12 protein-coding genes and 1 pseudogene are annotated in these 19,643 nt (G+C 67.2%); 10 read left to right on the forward strand and 3 right to left on the reverse strand.

The window, feature by feature from the left end; all coding sequences use genetic code 11:
• Positions 1–57 precede the first annotated feature (57 nt).
• From UCD39_RS08055 to UCD39_RS08070, 5 genes and pseudogenes are all read left to right on the forward strand, one after another.
• Positions 58–1,032 (forward strand): CobW family GTP-binding protein, encoded by a 975-nt coding sequence (locus UCD39_RS08055; protein WP_330495550.1) that lies wholly within the window; start codon positions 58–60, stop codon positions 1,030–1,032.
• Positions 1,033–1,214: 182 nt separating this feature from the next.
• A pseudogene (locus UCD39_RS28465) lies at positions 1,215–1,286 on the forward strand (hypothetical protein); the annotation flags it as partial.
• Positions 1,287–2,097: 811 nt separating this feature from the next.
• Positions 2,098–2,949 carry a HoxN/HupN/NixA family nickel/cobalt transporter gene (locus UCD39_RS08060; RefSeq protein WP_330495551.1) on the forward strand — a complete coding sequence of 284 codons (852 nt, stop codon included), beginning with the start codon at positions 2,098–2,100 and terminating at the stop codon, positions 2,947–2,949.
• Positions 2,950–3,123: 174 nt separating this feature from the next.
• The gene (locus tag UCD39_RS08065) at positions 3,124–5,265 is read left to right on the forward strand and encodes a TonB-dependent receptor (RefSeq protein ID WP_330495552.1); all 2,142 of its coding nucleotides are present in this window, start codon (positions 3,124–3,126) and stop codon (positions 5,263–5,265) included.
• 10 nt (positions 5,266–5,275) lie between these two features.
• The gene (locus UCD39_RS08070; RefSeq protein ID WP_330495553.1) at positions 5,276–6,721 is read left to right on the forward strand and encodes a PepSY domain-containing protein; all 1,446 of its coding nucleotides are present in this window, start codon (positions 5,276–5,278) and stop codon (positions 6,719–6,721) included.
• A 48-nt stretch (positions 6,722–6,769) separates the two neighbouring features.
• Here the strand turns inward: UCD39_RS08070 and UCD39_RS08075 are convergent, their stop codons facing one another.
• Both UCD39_RS08075 and UCD39_RS08080 read right to left on the reverse strand, forming a co-directional pair.
• Complete coding sequence (locus UCD39_RS08075) at positions 6,770–8,005, reverse strand: methyl-accepting chemotaxis protein (protein WP_330495554.1); 1,236 nt, start codon at positions 8,003–8,005, stop codon at positions 6,770–6,772.
• Between the two features lie 451 nt (positions 8,006–8,456).
• The gene (locus tag UCD39_RS08080; RefSeq protein WP_330495555.1) at positions 8,457–9,449 is read right to left on the reverse strand and encodes an AraC-like ligand-binding domain-containing protein; all 993 of its coding nucleotides are present in this window, start codon (positions 9,447–9,449) and stop codon (positions 8,457–8,459) included.
• A gap of 266 nt (positions 9,450–9,715) precedes the next feature.
• Here UCD39_RS08080 and UCD39_RS08085 point away from each other — a divergent pair, with 266 nt between their 5' ends.
• The 4 genes from UCD39_RS08085 to UCD39_RS08100 all read left to right on the forward strand — a co-directional run bounded on the left by UCD39_RS08085 (position 9,716) and on the right by UCD39_RS08100 (position 16,459).
• Positions 9,716–11,236 (forward strand): carboxylesterase/lipase family protein, encoded by a 1,521-nt coding sequence (locus tag UCD39_RS08085; protein ID WP_330495556.1) that lies wholly within the window; start codon positions 9,716–9,718, stop codon positions 11,234–11,236.
• 135 nt (positions 11,237–11,371) lie between these two features.
• Positions 11,372–13,822, forward strand: a complete 2,451-nt coding sequence (locus tag UCD39_RS08090) for a TonB-dependent receptor (RefSeq protein ID WP_330495557.1) — start codon at positions 11,372–11,374, stop codon at positions 13,820–13,822.
• A 21-nt stretch (positions 13,823–13,843) separates the two neighbouring features.
• The gene (locus tag UCD39_RS08095; protein ID WP_330495558.1) at positions 13,844–15,304 is read left to right on the forward strand and encodes an aldehyde dehydrogenase family protein; all 1,461 of its coding nucleotides are present in this window, start codon (positions 13,844–13,846) and stop codon (positions 15,302–15,304) included.
• Positions 15,305–15,349: 45 nt separating this feature from the next.
• Entirely contained in the window at positions 15,350–16,459 is a 1,110-nt protein-coding gene (locus UCD39_RS08100; RefSeq protein WP_330495559.1) for an NAD(P)-dependent alcohol dehydrogenase, read from the forward strand.
• Positions 16,460–16,494: 35 nt separating this feature from the next.
• Here UCD39_RS08100 and UCD39_RS08105 read toward each other — a convergent pair whose 3' ends face one another.
• The gene (locus UCD39_RS08105; RefSeq protein WP_330495560.1) at positions 16,495–18,069 is read right to left on the reverse strand and encodes a tannase/feruloyl esterase family alpha/beta hydrolase; all 1,575 of its coding nucleotides are present in this window, start codon (positions 18,067–18,069) and stop codon (positions 16,495–16,497) included.
• Positions 18,070–18,334: 265 nt separating this feature from the next.
• Between UCD39_RS08105 and UCD39_RS08110 the strand changes: the two genes are divergently transcribed.
• Entirely contained in the window at positions 18,335–19,642 is a 1,308-nt protein-coding gene (locus tag UCD39_RS08110) for a CitMHS family transporter (RefSeq protein ID WP_330495561.1), read from the forward strand.
• Position 19,643 lies beyond the last annotated feature (1 nt).

Here is a 19,643-nt window from a genome sequence, read left to right on the forward strand (position 1 = left end):
TTGAGTTTGGCGGCGAAATACGTTACGTTATAACATAACATTTCTTTGGAGCGTTCCATGGCCCCGGCCCCGTCCATTCCCGTCACCGTCCTGACCGGCTATCTCGGCGCCGGGAAGACCACGCTGCTGAACCGGATTCTCAGCGAGAACCACGGCCGTAAGTATGCGGTGATCGTCAATGAATTTGGTGAAATCGGCATCGACAACGACCTGGTGGTCGATGCCGACGAGGAAGTGTTCGAAATGAACAACGGGTGCATCTGCTGCACCGTCCGGGGCGACCTGATCCGCATCATCGAAGGCCTGATGAAACGCAAGGGCGGCTTCGACGCCATCATCATCGAGACCACCGGCCTTGCCGACCCCGCCCCCGTCGCGCAGACCTTCTTCGTGGATGAGGAGGTGCGCGCCCGCGTCAACCTGGACGCCATCGTCACCGTGGTGGATTGCCGCCATGTGCTGGCGCGGCTGGCGGACAGTCATGAGGCGGAAGAGCAGATCGCCTTCGCCGACGTCATCCTGCTCAACAAGACCGATCTGGTGACCGGCGAGCAGCTTCAGGAGGTGCGCCGGCGCATCCAGGCCATCAACAGCCAAGCCCGGCTGCATGAGACGCTGAACTGCGTCGTGCCATTGCCGGAGGTGCTGGAACGCGGCGCCTTCGATCTCGACCGCATCCTGAAGATCGAACCCAATTTCCTGTCCGAGGACGACCACGAGCATGACGATTCGGTCGCCTCGGTGTCGCTGACCTCCGATGTCCCCTTGCGGCCCGAGCGCTTCATTCCCTGGCTGCAGCAGCTGACCATGGAACGGGGGCAGGACATCCTTCGCCTCAAGGGCATCCTGGCCTTCCCGGCGGAGGAGCAGCGCTATGTGGTCCAGGGTGTCCATATGCTGATCCAGGGAACGTACCAACGCGACTGGAAGCCGGATGAGCCCCGGACCAGCCGGCTGGTCTTCATCGGCCGGAACCTGGACGCGGCCGCGCTGCGCCAGGGGTTCGAGGCCTGCGCCGTTCCGGTCTCCTGATGCAGGGCGCCATGAACCTCGCCATGAACCCCAAGGCTGACACGCTGGTGAACCGGTGTGGCCGCCGCGTGTCGGTCGGTGCCGAGCCCACGGCCCTGCTGTGGCTGGGCGACCTCCTCTTGGCGACGTTGGGTGATGGCAGCGTGCGGCGCCTGTCCCGTGGGACGGACACGGCCCTCTGGATGGTGCATCGCGGCGCCATTTTGAGCGCGTGCCTCCACCCCGATGGCTCTTCCATCATCACCGGCGGGGATGACGGCGCCGTCCAGCGGGTGACGGTCGATGGCCAGGTGGAGCAACTGGGCCATTTCGGGCGGCGCTGGGTGGAACACCTCATCGCCAGCCCGTCATCGGGCCTGATCGCGGCGGCGGCCGGGCGCGAGGTCGCCGTTTGGGCCAAGGGGTCGGCCGCACCCACCCACAGCTACACCGTCGGCTCCAGCGTCGGCGGCCTGGCTTTTGACGGCAAGGGCAAGCGCCTGGGCGTGGCGCACTACAACGGCGCCACCCTGTACTATGCCTCCTCCGCCACCGGGGGACAGGTGGCGCTGAACTGGGTGGGGTCCCACCTTGCCTGCGCCATGAGCCCGGACGGGCGCTATTTCATCACCGCCCTTCAGGAGACGGGTCTGCACGGTTGGCGACTGCCGGAGCGGCATGACATGCGCATGCCGGGATATGTCGCCAAGACCCGCAGCTTCTCCTGGGACAGGCGGGGCAAGTGGCTGGCGACCGGCGGGGCCCGGGCGGCCGTCCTTTGGCCATTCGAGGGCAAGACCGGCCCCATGGGCAGGGCGCCGCTGCTGCTGGCGGAAAGCCGCTATGCCGTGGTCAGCCGTGTGGCCTTCCACCCGCGTGAGGACATCCTGGCCATCGGCTATGACGATGGGGCGGTCCTGCTGTCGCGCCCCGCCGATGATGGCGCGCTGGATGTCGACCTCACGGGCGCCCCGATCAAGGCGCTTTCCTGGAACGACCAGGGCACGCGCCTGGCCTGGGGGATGAGGACGGCCGCATCGGCATTCTCGACCTTGAGGCGCGCATGCCGCTGCCGGAAGCCCGTCCATGACCGACGCTCCCCTGACCGCCCAGGCCCTGACCGCCCCGGCCCTGGGCCTCATGTTCCTTCTGGGCTTGCGGCATGGCCTCGATCCCGACCATGTCGCGGTCATCGACAACATCGTCTTCCGCTCGGTCGATCAGCGCCCCGGCCTGTCGCGCTGGACGGGTACCTTGTTCGCGGTGGGCCACAGCCTGGCCGTGGCGGGGGTGGCCCTCGGCGTCTCCTTGCTGGCCGGCCAACTGGTCCTGCCGGCCTGGTTCGCCACCGGGGTGGATATCGCCGTTTTCGCGCTGTTGGTCCTGGTGGGCACCTTGAACCTGATGGCGCTATGCCGTCGGCACGGCTACGTCCCGGTCGTGTGGCGCACCAAAATCCTGCCGGTGTCGTTGCGCACCAATACCCACCCGCTGGCGGTCATCGTCACGGGCCTTATTTTCGGCCTGGTTTTCGACACGGCCACCCAGGCGGCCGCCTGGGGCGCTGCGGCGTCGACCCGGGGCGGGATCGCGGCCGTCGCGAGCATCATGATTGTTTTCGCAGCCGGAATGATCATCACGGACACGCTGGACAGCCAGATCGTCAGTCGGCTGCTGCGGTCACGCGACGCCACAGGGGCGGCCCCAGGGGTGGTCAAGGGGGCGGTGGTCCAGCGCTATCGCCGGGCGGTTGGCTGGCTGATCGTCGGCTTGTCCTACGCCATGGCGCTGGTCGACCTGATGGAGATGACGGGGCATGGCATCGAGTTGGATGATGCCACCTTCACCTTCCTGGGGGTGGGGGCCGCTCTCGCCGTTGTCGCCTTGCTGGCGGGGCCCCGGTTCCGCGCGGTGGTCCGGTCCCGGATCAGCTTCTGAGCGACAGCGGCCAGATTTCCTTGAACCTGCCTTGTGACCGTGGCTCTTGGCCACGGCACGGGGCGCTTACGACAAGAATGCCGACTGGGACGGATGGGAACCGCCCCGTCGGATAGACGCATGGGGATTGGTATGGGGCGTTTGAGAGGAATGCGGTGGGGCCGGTTCATGGGCATGTCGGCGCCGTTGGCCCTGGCGGTGGGCTGGAGCGGGTTTGCACAGGCGCAGGAAGCGGCGGCGGACCAGCCGGTGGACGTCATCACCATTACCGCCGCCAAGACACGGTCCCTGGAACAGTTCACCCCCACCGCCAGCCGCCTGGGGCTGAGCGCGCGGGAGACGCCGGCGACGCTTGATGTCATCGACAGCGACCAGATGATCGGGCGCGGCTTCGCCACCGTGGAACAGGCGGCCGACAGCCTGCCGGGCGTCACTTCGGGCGGGTCGCCCGGGGACCCGTCGTCCTTCGCCATGCGCGGCTTCACCGGCGACCAGATCACCGTGTTGCGCAACGGCCTGTACATCGGTCCGTCCGACATGACCAACCGGCCGCAAAACACCTTCAACCTCGCCAGTGTGGAAATCCTCAAGGGCCCGGCCTCGGTGCTGTATGGCCAGGGCGCCATCGGCGGCGTGGTCAACGTCGTCAACAAGGGCCCCAGCTTCGGCACGCCGGAGGTCGACCTGCTGGCCACGGTCGGCAGCTTCGGCACCACCAACCTGGGCGTGGGGGGCACCACCCATGTCGGGGACAAGCTGGCGGTGCGGCTGGATGTCAGCCGCACGGGCACCGATGGCTACGTGCACGGCGCGGGCGCCAATTCCACCAACGCCACCGCCTCCCTGGTCTGGCGCCCGGCGGAGACCTGGGAAATCCAGCTGACCCTGGACTATCTGCAGGACAACCCGTCCACCTATTTCGGTACGCCCCTGGTGCCGGCCAGCTTCGCGACCCAGCCGCTGAAGGGCGTCGTCTCCGCCAGCGATGGCCAGACGCTGGACCAGCGCATGCGCTATGTGAACTACAATGTCAGTGACGCCCGCATCCATGGGGAGCAGACATGGCCGCAACTACTGGTGAAATGGACGCCGCGATCCGACCTGACGTTTGAGAATTTCGCCTATTACTTTCATGCCGACCGCCGTTGGATCGACGCGGAAACCTATCAGTTCAACACCACCACGCGCCTGGTTGACCGTGACCGCTTCTTCGTCTTTCATAAGCAGGATCTGGTCGGCGACCAGGGCAGCGTGACCTACCAGGGTGATCTGTTCTCGCTGCCCAACAAGGTGGTGGCCGGGTTCGATTACAACCACCTGGATTTCGACCGCACCCGCGGTTTCCCGGACGGCGACAGCGTCGATCCCTTCAATCCCGATCCCGGTCTTTTCGGGGCCCTGAAGGGTAAACACAGCCCGACCAAGTGGGACGACGCCTCCGCCTTTTTCGAGGACGCCCTGGACGTCACGCCGGCGTTGAAGCTGGTCACCGGCGGCCGTTTCGACGTGCTGGATCTGGACCGCAAGAATTATAATTTCGACGGCAGCTACAGCGCCGCCACCAGCTTCACCCGGACCTACCGGTCGGGCACCTGGCGCGTCGGCGCCGTTTACACCATCCAGGATGTCATCACCCCCTACGTTTCCTTCACGACGGGGCAGGACCCGGTGGGGTCCAATATCTTCGTCGCTAACGCGTCGGAGAATTTCGGCCTGTCCCGGTCGCACCAGGTCGAGGTGGGGGTGAAGGCCAACACCCCGGACCATCGCGCCGACGCCACCCTGTCGCTGTACGACATCCTGCGGCAGAACATCCTGGTCCAGACGGGCGTGGATGTGCTGAGCGCCGCCGGCAGTCAGCGTTCCAAGGGTGTGGAACTGGCCGGCAACCTGCGCCTGACCGATCATTGGACGATCAGCGCCAACACCGCCTTCACCGACACCCACTACGGCTATTTCGTCGACACCAACACCGGTATGGACGACAGCGGTAAGCAGCCGGCCAACATCCCGAAATGGACGGCCAACCTGTGGACCAGCGTGTCGGAGATCGGCGGCCTGCCCCTCGAGATCGGCGGCGGCCTCCGCTACATCGGCAAGCGTTACGCCAATGCCGCGAACACGGTCAGCCTGGACAGCTACACCCTGGTGGATATTTACGCCAGTTACCGCCTGTCCCCCGGCGTCATGCTGACCGGGCGCATCAACAACCTGTTCGACAAGGCTTACGCCCAGTGGGCGGACATCTATTATCCCTCCGAGGTCATGCTGGGCGCGCCGCGCAGCGCGGAGGTGGGCATTGTCGCCAAGTTCTGAGGCGCCGTTGGTGGCCAAACGCCCCTGGGGGGCGGAGGCCCTGCGGCAGCTGGCCTGGTTCCACCGCTGGGCCGGCATCCTGCTGTGCCTGATGTTCGCGGTCTGGTTCGCCAGCGGCGCCGTCATGGTCTTCGTGCCCTTTCCGGCCCTGTCCGATGGGGCGCGGTGGGCGGGGTCGCCGACGATCGATATGGGCGCCCTGACGGTGCCGCCCGCCGCCGCGCTGGCCGGGGCACCCGCCGCCACCGGCTTGCGCCTTATCAACCGCGCCGGCCGCCCGATCTATGTCGTGACGGTCCCGGGGCGGGGGGATCGGCTGGTCGCGGCGGACGAGGGGCTGGAGGCGGGGACGCTGACCCCCGGCCAGGCGGCGCTGGTGGCGTCCCGGTTCGCCGGCGCGGCGGTGGCGCGGGTGGAGGGGCCCTACCCCTATGACCAATGGATCGTCCACCAGCGTTTCGATTCCGGCCGGCCCTACTACCGCGTCGTTCTCGGGGATGGGGCCGGTACCTGGCTGTACGTTTCGGCCCTGACGGGCGAGGTGGCGCAGCGCGCCACGCGAGGCGAGCGCTTGTGGAATTGGTGCGGCGCCGTTCTGCATTGGGTCTATGTCACTCCGCTGCGCCAGGACTGGGGCTTATGGAACCAAGTCGTCTGGTGGCTGTCGTTCAGCGCCGTGCTGACGACGATGGCCGGCCTTTGGCTGGGTATCCAGCGCACGGTGACGGCGCGCCGGGGCCGGCGGGCCCGTTATACCCCGTTTCCCGGCTGGCTGGGCTGGCATCATCTGACGGGGCTGGTGGCGGGGACCTTCGTCGCCACCTGGATCATCAGCGGCTGGCTGTCCATGGACCATGGCCGGCTGTTTTCCACCGGCGAGGCGCCGGCCGACCATGTGGCGGCGATGCGGGGCGGGGCCCTGCCCACGGCCGTCGCGGCCTTATCTCTTGCCGACCTGCGTCTGCTGGCGCCGGCGGCGGAGGTCGACTTCGCCATCATCGCGGGCCAGGGAGTGGCGGTCGCCCATGGTTCCGGCGCGCCCCAGGTGTTGCTGGCCGGGGACCGACCGGCGGCGACCTTGCCCCCGGATTTGCTGACCCAGGCTGTTCGCGCCGCCTGGCCCGACGCGGTCGAGGGCGCCACGCCGGGGGCCGACGACCTCTACCTGTTGGCGGAGGGCCTGCCGCCCGGGATGCGGCGGTTCAGCACCCCGGCCCCGGTGCGCGCGGACATCTATGTCGATGTCTTGACCGGGCGTGTCGGCGCGGTGATGGACGACAGCCGCAAGCTCTACGCCTGGCTGTACTATGCGCTGCACACCTTCACCGTTCCCGGGCTGGCCAGCCGGCCGGTCCTGCGCGCCACCGTGCAACTGGCCCTGCTCAGCCTGGGCTTGGCTTTCAGCGTGACCGGGGTCGTTGTCGGCCTGCGCCGCCTGCGCCGACGCTTGGGGTAGGGCGGCGGCGGGGGTCGGCTGTTCAGCCGTCCCCCGACCGACCGAGTGTCAGCGAACCAGCACTTGGGCCGCTTCCTTGGTCTTGTCCACCGCCGCCGTCACCTGGCCGATGGCGGCGGAGATGGCGGTGACGCTGGCGGTCACGGTGGAAACGTCGGCGGATGCGCTTTGCATGTTGGTCGACATGCTGCGGGTCACGGCACTTTGCTCCTCGACGGCCGCCGCCGTGCCGGAAACATGCTCGCGAACGGTGGACACCGCCTCGCGGATGGCGGCCAGGGCGGCGGCCACCTCGGTCGAGGTCGACTGTATGCCCTCGATCTCGCCGGAGATTTGTTCTGTCGCCTTGGCCGATTGGTTGGCCAGGTTCTTCACCTCGCTGGCCACGACGGCGAAACCCTTGCCGGCCTCACCCGCGCGCGCCGCCTCGATGGTGGCGTTCAGCGCCAGCAGGTTGATCTGGCCCGCGATGTTGTTGATCAGCCCGACGATGCCGTTCATGGCCTGCGCGGCGGCCGCCAGCCGGTCGGTGCTTTCGCCCACGGTGACGGTGCGGTCGAACGCGCTGTCGGTCGCGACCCGGGCGCGGGACATGCTTTGCGAGATTTCGCCGATGGACGCGGCCAATTCCTCGGCGCTGGCGGCCACCATCTGCACGCTGTTCGCCGTGGTGCCTGCGGCGGCACCGGCGGACGCGGATTCGCGCGTCGACTGTCCCAGCGCCCGTTCGATCTCACCGAAGTTCTGATCGATCAGAACCTTCAGGTTGCCGAGGAGGTTGACCTGGGTCGTCACGTCCACCGCGAACTTGACCACCTTGGTCACCTGGCCCTTCTCATCGAAGATCGGATTGTAGGCGCCTTCGATCCAGACGGCCTTGCCGGATTTGGCGATGCGCTTGAATTGGGCGGCATGGTACTCGCCTCGCTTCAGCGTGTCCCAGAACTGGGCGTATTCGCTGCTGGTGCTGTAGTCCTTTTCCACGAACATCCGGTGATGCTTGCCCACCACCTCATCCAGGCGATAGCCCATCACATTCAGGAAATTGTCGTTGGCCTTGGTGATGATGCCGTCGGTGGTGAACTCAATGACCGCCTGCGACCGTTTGATGGCCGACATCTGGTTGGCGTAGTCCAGGTTCTCCAGCCGCTCCTTGGCGTCCGACCATTCGACGACGAAGCCGATGCGCCGCCCGTCCTCGGTCAGCGGTGTGACCAGCAGGTCGAACTGATGTTCCGCAACCTTGATGGTCGCGGAGTACGGCTTGGTTAATTTCGCCAGCATGCCACGCTGATGTGCCGGATTCTTATGAAATATATCAATGTTGCTACCAACTAGTTTGTCGACATTAAGTAATGGTAGCTCCTTACGTAAATCCGCCTGGACTTCACGCAATAATGTAACAACGGAAGGATTTACATAAACGATATTCAGGTTCTCGTCCGCTACCATGACCTTTGCCCGCAAGGCTTCGATGGCGGACACTTTCCTGGTGATGGCCTTATCTTTGCTCTTAAAATTAAACATCTATCCTATCCTTCCGTGTGGATGGGCAATATAAGCCATAGGGTCGCTAAATTTCAGTTAATAGACGATCCGTATCATTTATAATCTTTTGCATATGGTAAGTGGCATTGGCCAGGAAAAATCCCAGACCAACCTTGTGAATTAAGCGGGACGGCGCCACCGGGTCGGTTGTTCCCAGCCCCCGGGGCGCAATGTTCATCGGGATAGGTCAGTGGCTGGCCCGGTAGGATCGCGGGCTGATGCCGAAGTGGGCGCGGAAACTGCGGCTGAAGTGGGACAGGTCGTTGAAACCGACATCATAGGCGATGTCGCTGATGCTGGCGCCGGGAACGTCGCGTTGTGACCGTAGGAGGGTGGCTGCCAGGTCCAGGCGTCGGGCCAGGATGTAGGCCGTGGCGGTGGTGCCCAGGCTGGCGAAGGCCATCTGTACATAGCGGGTGGAAATGCCCAGGGCCGCGGCCACCTGGGCGCTGTTCAGGCCGGGATCGCGCAGGTTGGCGTCCACATAGCCCCGCACCTGTCGCGTCCAGTGCGATAGCGCCCCATGGGTGGGGGTACCGTCCATGGCGGCCCCCGATCCGTTCCCGGTCGTACCGGCGATGGTGTCGGATCGGTAGGCCAGGGCCAGAACGTCCAACAGGATGTCCGCCACGGCGCCGGTCCAGCCGGGTTCACCGGGCAGGTCGGGTTGGGGGGCCAGGGATCGCAGCATGGATAAAAGCATCCTGGATTCCGGCCGCTCCGCCCCCATGCGCATGCCGACAAGACGATCGGGGTCTGGCACCCGCCGGGTCAGCAAGGACTGGGGCAGTTTCACCACCAGCATCTGGTTGGTCTCGGCAAAGGTGATCGAATAGGGGCTGCGGCTGTCGCACAGGGTCCAATCCCCCTCGCTCAGCACGGCTTCGCGTCCGCCTTGCCGGTTCAGACTGCTGCCCCGATGCTGCGCATGGATCTTGAAATAGGGCTCTTCCGGTTGCTGGGGCCGGCCTTGGGGCAGGCGGCAGACGGTGGCCGGTCCGGAGTGCACATAGGCGAAGTCCAATTGCCCCAGGGGTTGGCGCACCAGATGGGCGCTGAAGTCATCCTCGCCGGGATCGACGGCGACATTGGGAAAAGCCTGGCTGACGATGTCGTTCCAATGATGCCGGCGCCGCGCCGGGGCGACGCCGTCCACGGAAAAGCGCTCCATGAGGCCCATGGTCCTTTTTCCTCCCTGCTTTTTCCGCGCCGTGGTCCGGGCGATGGCCGGTCCCGCGCCTCCGTTCTTCTGGCGCTAGCATAAACTCAAATGTTATTGCTCACAACAATTCATGGACCCATGAAATCGATCGGTGAATGGGCGGCGACTTCGCCTGGCGCCAAATTCTTTTCGCTCCCATCCAAGAAGTTTGGCCGGTGCGCATGCTTAGCTTCGCCACCGTCCCGCCGGATCGGCAAGGGCGACGCTAATGAAGGGGAGGCGGGATGGCGCTGGACGAGGTGGACACCCTGCGTGTCCGAACGGAACAGGGGGATGTCCACGGCGTCATCGACGCCGGTGTCCGCACGTGGCTGGGCATTCCCTATGCGGCCCCGCCCACCGGCCCCTGGCGCTTCCGGGCGCCCCAGCCGGTTCAGCCCCATGGGGACATGCTCGTCGCGGATGCCTTCGGGGCCATTCCCATGCAGCGGCGCGGGTTTGAGTTCATGGGTGGCGCTGGTGAGGCCACGCCCATGTCCGAGGATTGCCTGACCCTGAACATCTCCGCCCCCGTGCCGGTGTCGGGCTCGCCCCGCCCGGTGGTGGTCTGGCTTTACGGCGGGGCATTCGCCTTGGGCGGCTCACGCGGGGTGCTGTATCGGGGCGACCGTCTGGTCAAGGATGGCGATGTCATCTTCGTCAGTCTCAATTACCGGCTCGGCGTGTTCGGCTTCACCGACTTCAGCGCCTGGTCGACACCGGATCAGCCGCTGGAGAGCAATCTTGGCCTGCGCGACCAGGTCGCCGCTCTGGCATGGGTAAGGCGCAACATCGCCGCCTTCGGCGGGGACCCGGACAATGTGACCTTGGTCGGCCATTCGGCGGGCGCCATGTCGGTGCTGTGCCTGATGTGCGCGCCGTCGGCGGCCGGCCTGTTCCACCGCGCCTTCGCGATGAGCCCGGCAGCCAGTTGCATCCTTGGCCGGTCGCGCCATACGGCGCTGGCGCGCGACCTGCTGATCGCGCTGGGCATCGATATCGCCGACGGGGGCGTGGGCCGGGCCTTGCGCCAGCTGCCGGCCGACCGGCTGGTCGAGGCATCCTTCCGCTTGTTCTATGATGAGGCGCCGGACAAGCACCCCGGCGTGCTGGCCATGTCGCCGGTCGTCGACGGCGATTTCCTGCCGCTGCATCCGGTCGACGCGTTCCGTACCGGCGCGGCCCACCGCGTGCCGCTGGTCATCGGCACCATGGCCCGCGAGGCGGCCATCCTGGACAAGGGGCTGCCACTGCTGCCCAGCCGGGTGGCGCGGTTGGAGGCCATGTTCCAGGCGACGGAACCGGCGGTGCGTGACCGCGTCGCCGCCGCCTATGACGGATATCCCTCCCGCCGGGCGGCCATCGACATGGGCGGAGACTTCGTCTTCTGGACGCCGTCGGTCCAGATGGCGCAGGCGCACGCGGCCTTCGCCGATACCTGGATGTACCGCATCGACTATGCCACCCCGTTGACGCGACTGGTGTTCGGGGGCGCCACGCACGCGCTGGACCTGCCCTTGCTGTTCGGCACCACGGGGGAGGGTGACCTGGGCCGCTTCGACCTGTTACGCCGCCGCCTTTCCCGACAGGTCAGCCGCCGCTTCCAGGACGCCTTCCTGGATTTCGCGGAAGGCGGGTCGCCCGGCTGGCCGACCTATGACCCGCAAACGCGCCGGACGCGGATCATCGACCGGGAGGATCGCGAAGAGCGTGATCCGAACGCCGCGCGGCGCAAGGCGTGGGGGGATTATCGCGGGCCGCAATGACGGCCGGACATTTCCCTTCGCCCGGCGTCAAATCCCCTTCGCTCCCTTCCAAGATCCGGCCGCGTATCCCGTGCTTCCCTGTCGTCATCGGTAACCGGGCCACGCAAGGCCCGGACTGGAACGGGAGGCGACAGGATGGCGATGAATAAAGGGCGTAAGCCCGCTCTATGGCGGTTGGGTCTATTGGCCGGGGTGTCGGCGGCGGTGTTGTCGCCGCCGACCTTGGCGGCGGAGAAGGCCCCCGCCCAGGACCAGATCCAGGAAGTGATCATCACCGCGCAGAAGCGCGCGGAAAACGTCCAGGACGTTCCCATCGCGGTGTCCACCTTCTCCGCCGAGGCGCTGCAGGGCAAGGGCATCGACGATGTCCAGCGTATCGGTGGCCTGGCGCCCAATGTCACGCTGGATGCGGGCTCACCCTTCTCGGGTTCCACCTCGGTTTTGTCGGCATCCATCCGCGGCATCGGCCAGGATGACTTCGCCTTCAACCTGGACCCCGGCGTCGGCGTCTATGTCGACGGCATCTATCTGGCGCGCACGGTCGGCGCCAACAGCGACCTGATGGACGTCGACCATATCGAGGTGCTGAAGGGCCCGCAGGGCACGCTGTTCGGGCGCAACACCATCGGTGGCGCCATCAGCATCGTCACCCGGCAGCCGGCGGAGGACTATCACGCCACGGCGTCCATCACCGGCGGCAGCCTGAACCGCATCGATGTCGGGGCCTCGGCCGATATTCCACTCAGCGACACGCTGTTCAGCACCATTACCGTTTCTTCCAAGCGGCGGGATGGCTATCAGCAGGTGGTGCCCTACCCTGGTGCCGCCGGGACGGTGACCGACACGGCGGCGTTCTCCCGCTCCGGCTCCGGCACCTCGGACACCCAGGGTGGGCAGAACAGCCAGACCGTGCGCGCCAAGCTGTTCTGGAAGGGGCCGGGTCGCGTCACCGACACCCTGGTCGCCGACTACACCCAGGAAGACCAGTCGGCCACACCCAACAGCCTGCTGGGCACGGTGACGGGCGGCGGCCTGTCCGCCCTGTACAACGCCTGCGTCACCCTGCCGGTGGCCACCTTGAACGCCATCAGCGGCGTGGCCGGCAATCCCAACTTCACCAACCTATGCACCGTGCCCCGGGCGGTGGTGGGCACGGCCCTGACCACGGGGCCGCGCCTGACCTTCGGCAACCAGTTCCTGACGGGCGATATCGACAAGACCTACGGCAACGGGCTCAGCTTCTCCCGCCTGCAATCCTACGGCGTCGCCAACACCCTGGACTGGGAATTGGGCGAGGATCTGGACCTCAAGTCCATCACCGCCTATCGCCGCCTGCTGTGGCGCACGGGCATGGACGCCGACGGTTCCCCCCTGACCATCGCGGAACTGTCGTTCAGCATGGACCAGCACCAGACGTCGCAGGAATTCCAGCTGACGGGCAAGGCGTTCGATGGCCGGCTGCATTTCGTCAACGGCCTCTATTTCTTCAATGAGGGCGGCAACCTGCACGACTACGTCACCTTCGACGAGGGGCTGCTGCAGCTGGACGGTCCCAACAATCTGGACACGACCTCGGTCGCCGCCTACAGCCACCTGAACTATCAGCTGACCGACCGCATCGGCCTGACCCTGGGCGGTCGCTACACCTGGGAACACAAGACGTTCGAGGGCTTCCAGTCCGACCTGAACGGCCTGAACTACAAGATTTCCGGCTGCTATCCGGTGTCGGAGGCCTGCCGCGCGGCCTTGGGCTTCCCGGTGGCGGGGCAGCCGTTGCGCTACTATCCCGCCGGCGTCAACACCAAGGACTTCTATATATTCACGCCCCGGCTGGGGGCCGAGTACCACCTGACCGACGACGTCATGGCCTATACCTCCTGGTCCAAGGGTTTCAAGTCGGGCAGTTGGACCACGCGCCTGTCCAACCCCCTCGGCACCGCCCCCGGCTTCGGCCCGGAAAAGGCGGAAACCGTGGAATTGGGTGTGAAGTCGGAACTGCTGGACCGGCACCTGCGGCTCAACGTGGCCGGTTTCCACACCGACTACACTGGTATCCAGCTGAACTTCCAGGAAGGCGTTTCACCCACCCTGCATAATGCCGGCGACGCCGAAATCTGGGGCGGGGAGGTGGAGGCCCAGGCCGTACTGGGCGGTGGTTTCACCCTGGACGGCACGCTGGGCTATCTGCATGCCCGTTACACCAGCGTCGATCCCCGGGTGGTGGGCGTCACCCTGGACAGCCGCCTGCCCAAGACGCCGGACCTGAAGTTCAGCATCAGCCCGGCCTACACCGCGGACCTCGCCAACGGCGCCAGCCTGCGGTTCACCGTCGACTACACCCACACCAACCCGATGTACAACGACACCGCCAACACTGCGCTGCTGGAACGGCAATCGACCAACGTGGTGAACGCCTCCGTCACCTACACCACGGCGGACGAGCGCTGGCAGGCCACCGTGGGCGGTAGCAACATCACCAACGACCGCTACCTGACCACCGGCAACGAGAACGACGCCGCCGGCGTCATCTTCGGCACCTACAGCCCGCCGGCCCAATGGTACGCCACGCTCAAGTACAAATACTGAGCCAGAACAGGACCATCCGACATGGACACGCAAATGATGGACGGGCCGTGGAGCGGCCGGCTGTACACCGGCGCCTGGACCCCGGCGCTGGCGGGCGGCGTCATCGACGTGGTGGAGCCGGCCACCGGCCGCCCCTTGATCGCCGTGGGCCGGGCCGAACCGGCGGATGCGCGCGCGGCGGCGCGGGCGGCGGCGGCGGCGCAGGCCGACTGGGCCGCCCGGGGCGGCGAGGCGCGCGCCCAGGTCCTGGAGGCCGCTGCCCGCGCCCTGGCGGACATGGCGGAGGTGGTGTCGCGTTGGCTGATGCGGGAAAGCGGGTCCTCCGCACCCAAGGCGGCGGTGGAGGGCCAGCACGCGGTGGGCTTCGTGCGCCATGCCGCCGCCATGGCGCTGGAACCGGGCGGGCGCATCCTGGCGTCCACCCCTGCGCGGACCAGCGTGGCGGAGCGGGTTCCACTGGGTGTGGTGGGGGTGATCTCCCCCTTCAACTTCCCGCTGGTTCTATCCATCCGGGCGGTGGCGCCGGCGCTGGCCGCCGGCAATGCCGTGGTGCTGAAGCCCGACCCCCGCACCCCCGTCAGCGGCGGCTTCCTGATCGCGCAGGCCTTCGCCGCCGCCGGCCTGCCGCCCGGCCTGCTGCATGTCCTGCCCGGCGGGGCGGAGGTGGGGCAGGCGCTGTGCGCCGATCCTGACATCGCCATGATCACCTTCACCGGCTCCACCGGCGCCGGCCGAAAGGTGGGCGAGCTGGCGGGGCGCCACCTGAAGCGGGTGCAACTGGAACTGGGCGGCAAGAACCCGCTGCTGATCCTGGAGGATGCGGATGTGGAGCTGGCCGCCGCCAACGCCGCCTGGGGCGCCTGGCTGCACCAGGGCCAAATCTGCATGAGTACGGGGCGCATCCTGGTGCATCAGGGCCTGCACGATGCCCTGGTCGCCCGCTTGGCCGCCAAGGCCCAGGCGCTGCCGGTGGGGGACCCGCTGGACGGCGCCATCATCGGCCCCCTGATCGACCCCGGCCAGGTGGCGCGGGTGGATGCCATCGTGAAGGCCAGCGTGGCGGCGGGCGCGACGCTGGTGACCGGCGGTACCCACGACGGCCGCTGCTACGCCCCCACGGTGCTGGCGGGGGTGGCGCCGGGCATGCCGGCTTTCGATGAGGAAATCTTCGGCCCGGTGGCGGTGGTGACCGCCTTCGCCACGGAGGACCAGGCCGTGGACTTGGCCAACCGGGGCGATTACGGGCTGGCCGCCGGTGTCATCGGCGGTTCGGTGGACCGGGCCACGCGGGTCGGTGCCCGGCTGCGCGCCGGCCATGTCCACATCAATGACCAGACGGTGGTGGCCGAGCCGCAGGCGCCATTCGGCGGCATGGGCGCGTCCGGCAACGGCAGCCGCATCAGCGGCCCGGCGAACTGGGAGGAATTCAGCACCTGGCGCTGGGTCACCACCCAGCCGCAGGCGCCAGCCTATCCCATGTGAACGCCCACCTTTCGCCCCTGTGAGACGTCAAGGATTCCTTTCCCCATGCAGATCACCGCCGCCGTGGCCCACGGCATCAAGGCCCCGCTGACCCTGGAAACCGTGGAGATCGAGGACCCCCGCCCGGGGGAGGTGCTGGTGCGCGTGGTCGCCACCGGCGTCTGCCATACCGACATGGCCATGCGCGATCAGGAACTGCCGGTGCCGCCGCCGGCGGTCCTGGGGCATGAGGGGGCGGGTATCGTCGTCCGGGTGGGGGAGGGGGTGACGGGCGTCGCAACCGGCGACCGCGTGGTCATGAGCTTCAATTCCTGCGGCGCCTGCCCCTCCTGCAACGACCACCTGCCGGCCTATTGCCATGACTTCTTCGGCCGCAACTTCAGTGGCCGGCGTATCGATGGCAGCAGCGGCCTGGGCTGGGCGGGGCAGACCCTCGGCGCCAATATTTTCGGCCAGTCGTCCTTCGCCACCCATGCCTTGTGCCATGAGCGCAACGTGGTCAAGGTTCCCTCCACCGTGCCCCTGGACATCCTGGGGCCGCTGGGCTGCGGCATCCTCACCGGGGCGGGCGCGGTCCTGAACGCCTTGAAGGTGCCCCAGGGCCGCTCCCTGGCCGTCTTTGGCGCCGGCGCGGTGGGGCTCAGCGCCGTGATGGCGGCGCGGGTAGCGGGGGCTTCCCCCATCATCGCCGTCGATCTCGTGGACGCCCGGCTGGACCTGGCGCTGGAACTAGGCGCCACCCATGTCTTCAACGCCAGCCGCGCCGCCGTGGTGGATGAGATCATGGCGCTGACCGGCGGGGTCGGCGTCGACTTCGCCCTCGACACCACCGCCCGCCTGCCGGTTGTCGGCGACGCCGTGCGCTGCCTGGCGCCGCGCGGTGTCTGCGGCCTGGTCGGCGCCATGCCCTTCGGCCAGCCCTTGCCGGTGGACGGCGGCCACCTCATGAGCGGCGGCCGCACCATTCGCGGCATCGTCGAGGGCGACGCCGATCCCCACCGCTTCATTCCAACGTTGGTGGGCCTGTATCTCGCCGGCCAGTTCCCCTTCGACCGGCTGATCACCTTCTATCCCTTGGCGGAGATCAACCAGGCCATCCGGGATTCCGAAACGGGCCGTACGGTGAAGCCGGTGCTGCGCATGCCCGCCGAGTGAGGCGGGATCGCCATACCCCCTTCACTGGGCGCCCTTCACTGGGGCGCGGCGCAGGTGAAGTTGGCGGCCTCATCGCTGGACCCTTTGCCCGACCACCGGGCGACGCTGGGGTAGGGGCATAGCGGCCGGGTCCGCAGCACGGCGGAGGTGGGGTCGCGGTCATCGGCGTGCTTGGCCGCCACCAGCCACTCAGGCGCCTTGCCCTGTTCTACCCAGGCGCGCAACGCCGCCACCGCGTCGAAGCGGTTGGGGCCGGGGCCGCCGAAACAATGGCCCATGCCCGGCGCCATGAACAGCCGGAAATAGCCGCCCAGCCGCGCCCGCGCCTGGGCCGGGTCGGGCGTGCCCGCCACGGCGTGGTAATAGTGGATGGGATAGGTCTGGGCGTTCAGCTGGTCGGCCCAGCCCTGGCTCATGATCAGTTTGCCGCCCCGCGCCTGGAAGGCCGACAGGTCGGGGGAGACGGCGGTGATGGTGGCGCCGACCTTTTCGTCCGTCAGCGTCACGTCATGGTCGAAGTCGAAGTCTTGCCAGCGCCACGACAGGTTATCGTAGACCATGTTCTGGAACAGGGGGATGACGTAGGCTTCCAGCAGCTTGCCCTGCTGCAGGTCCCAACCCCATTCGCTGCCCGGCACCAGGCCGGGATAAATGGCCTCGCCCGTGCGTGGGTTGCGGGGGCCGGCGTACAGCGCGCGCGCAGCCGTCACCTGCGGTGCCGTCAGGCAGGCGGCAGTGTCTGTGGCACCGGCGGGGCATTGCAGGGTGGCCGGGTCGAAATGGCAGGCCGGCGGGTTCTCGATCACCCCGTCCTTGACACCGTCGGCGGCGTCGCAGGCGGTCAGCACCGCCTTGTGCAGCAGGGCCAGCGTCTCCGCTGGCAGGGTGCTGGCGGGATCCAGCAGCGTCGCCCGCGAACTCCACAGGAAGCTCATCATCAGGCGCGTGTAGTTCATGCCCGGCGCGCCGGCATGGATGCCGTCATAGTCGCCGGGGAAATACTCCGCCTCCGTCATGGCCTGGGCGCCGCCGGTGGAACAGCCCTCGAAATAGGCGTGGGCGGCCGGCGTGCCGTAGTGGGCGGCGACGATGGCCTTGGCGGCGATGGTCATGCGGTGGATGGAGTTGTGCCCCCAGTTGGCCAACTGCGTCGGGTCATGCATCCAATCCAGGCGGGTGCCCGGTTTGCCCTCCGCCGGGCCATGGCCCGTATCGGTGCCGGCCACGGCATAGCCCGCGCGCAGGGCCGGGCCCATGGCGTAATAGCTGAAGTTGCCAGCGAAACCGCCGTTGCCCACCCCCTGGAACCGGCCGTTCCATCCGGCTTGGGGCAGCCAAACTTCCACCTTCACATCCGTTTCCGCCAGGGCCACCACCCGGCAGAACGCGGGCAGGTCGGGGAAGGTGACGGTGCCGTCAGGCGCCTTGTAGCGACCGGCGGTAATAGCTTCCGCCGACAGGACGCGGGCCTCGGGTAGGGTGCGTCCGGCCAAGCTGGCGCAGTCTGTGGTTGGGGCCGCGGCCTTGGCCGCCGGTGCGGCCAGCGCCCATACCATCAGCGCGCCCGCCGCCGTCCAATTCATCGCCCGCATCGCGTCCTCCCGTCCCATTCTGTTCGTTGTCCTTGGGAATGCCATGCGGGCGCTCTTGAAGGAATTAGATTAACTTTATGCGATTGATAGATTTTAGTTATCGCCGAAAGCCGCCGGGGTGACGCAGGATGGAATTAATTAATTTTTTATATCATAAATATAGAACAAATCTATTTCCCTTATCGAGTCTTTCTCCCTAACCCTAGAAGCGTAATGATCAGGCGCCGATCGGCCCTGACGTCCGGGCGGAACCGGAGGCGGGGACGGCAAAGGGGGGATGGGCATGCTCGCGGTACTGGGTTTCGGCACGGTCACCGTCCTGTTCCTGACCATCCTGGGCAACCGGCTGTCGCCGCTGGTGGCCCTGATCGCCGTGCCGGTCGTTGGCGCGCTGCTGGGCGGCTTCGGGCTGGGAACCAGCCGCTTCATCCTGGACGGGATCAAGGCCATCGCCCCCGTCGCCGGCATGTTCGTCTTCGCCATCCTCTATTTCGGGGTGGTCACCGATGCCGGCATGTTGGACCCCATCATCGGCCGCATTCTGCGCCTGGTGGGGCACCGGCCCTGGCGCATCACCGTGGGGGCCGCCTTTCTGGCCCTGCTGATCCATCTCGACGGGTCGGGGGCGGTGACTTTCCTGGTCACCATTCCCGCCCTATTGCCACTGTTCGACCGGCTGGGCATGGACCGGCGCGTCCTGGCCTGCGTCACCTCGATGGCGGCGGGGGTCAATTTCCTGCCCTGGACGGGGCCCATGATCCGTGCCGCGGCGGCGTTGCATCTGCCCGTGTCCGACATCTTCCGGCCGTTGGTGCCGGTTCAGGTGGCGGGCCTGGCCTTCGTCTTCGCCACCGCCTGGTGGCTGGGCCGGCGGGAGGAACGGCGCCTGGCCCTGGCTGGAACGCTGCCGGGTGCCGCTGTCGTCCCGGTGGCCGACCGGCCGCTGACGGCGGAGGAGCGGGCGCTGCGTCGCCCCCGGCTGTTCTGGGTGAACCTGGTCCTGACCATCGCCGTGATGACGGTCATGGTGGGCGGCTGGGTCGATCCGGTGGTCATGTTCATGCTGGGCACGGTGGTGGCCCTGGTGCTGAACTATCCCGACGTGGCCGAACAGCGCCGCCGGGTGGACGCCCACGCCAAGGCGGCGCTGATGATGGCCGGCATCCTGCTGGCCGCTGGCGCCTTCACCGGCATCATGCAGGGCAGCGGCATGCTGAAGGCCATGGCGGCGGCCGCGGTGTCGGTGATGCCCCAGGGCATGGCCGGGCACATCCCTGTCATCCTGGGCGTGCTGTCCATGCCGCTCAGCCTGCTGTTCGACCCGGACTCCTTTTACTTCGGCATCCTGCCGGTCATCGCCTCCGTCCATGCCGACCTGGGGGGACAGCCCGTGCACGTGGCGCAGGCGGCGGTGCTGGGCCAGATGACCACCGGCTTCCCCGTCAGCCCCCTGACGCCCGCCACCTTCCTGGTGATCGGGCTGACCGGCATCGGGCTGGGGGAACACCAGAAATTCAGCATCCCCTATCTGTTCGGCGCCACGCTGTTGATGACGGTGGTGGCCGTCGTCATCGGCGTGCTGCCCCTCTGAA

It is taken from the genome of Nitrospirillum karajorum (assembly GCF_036348415.1).
Lineage (GTDB): Bacteria > Pseudomonadota > Alphaproteobacteria > Azospirillales > Azospirillaceae > Nitrospirillum > Nitrospirillum amazonense_B.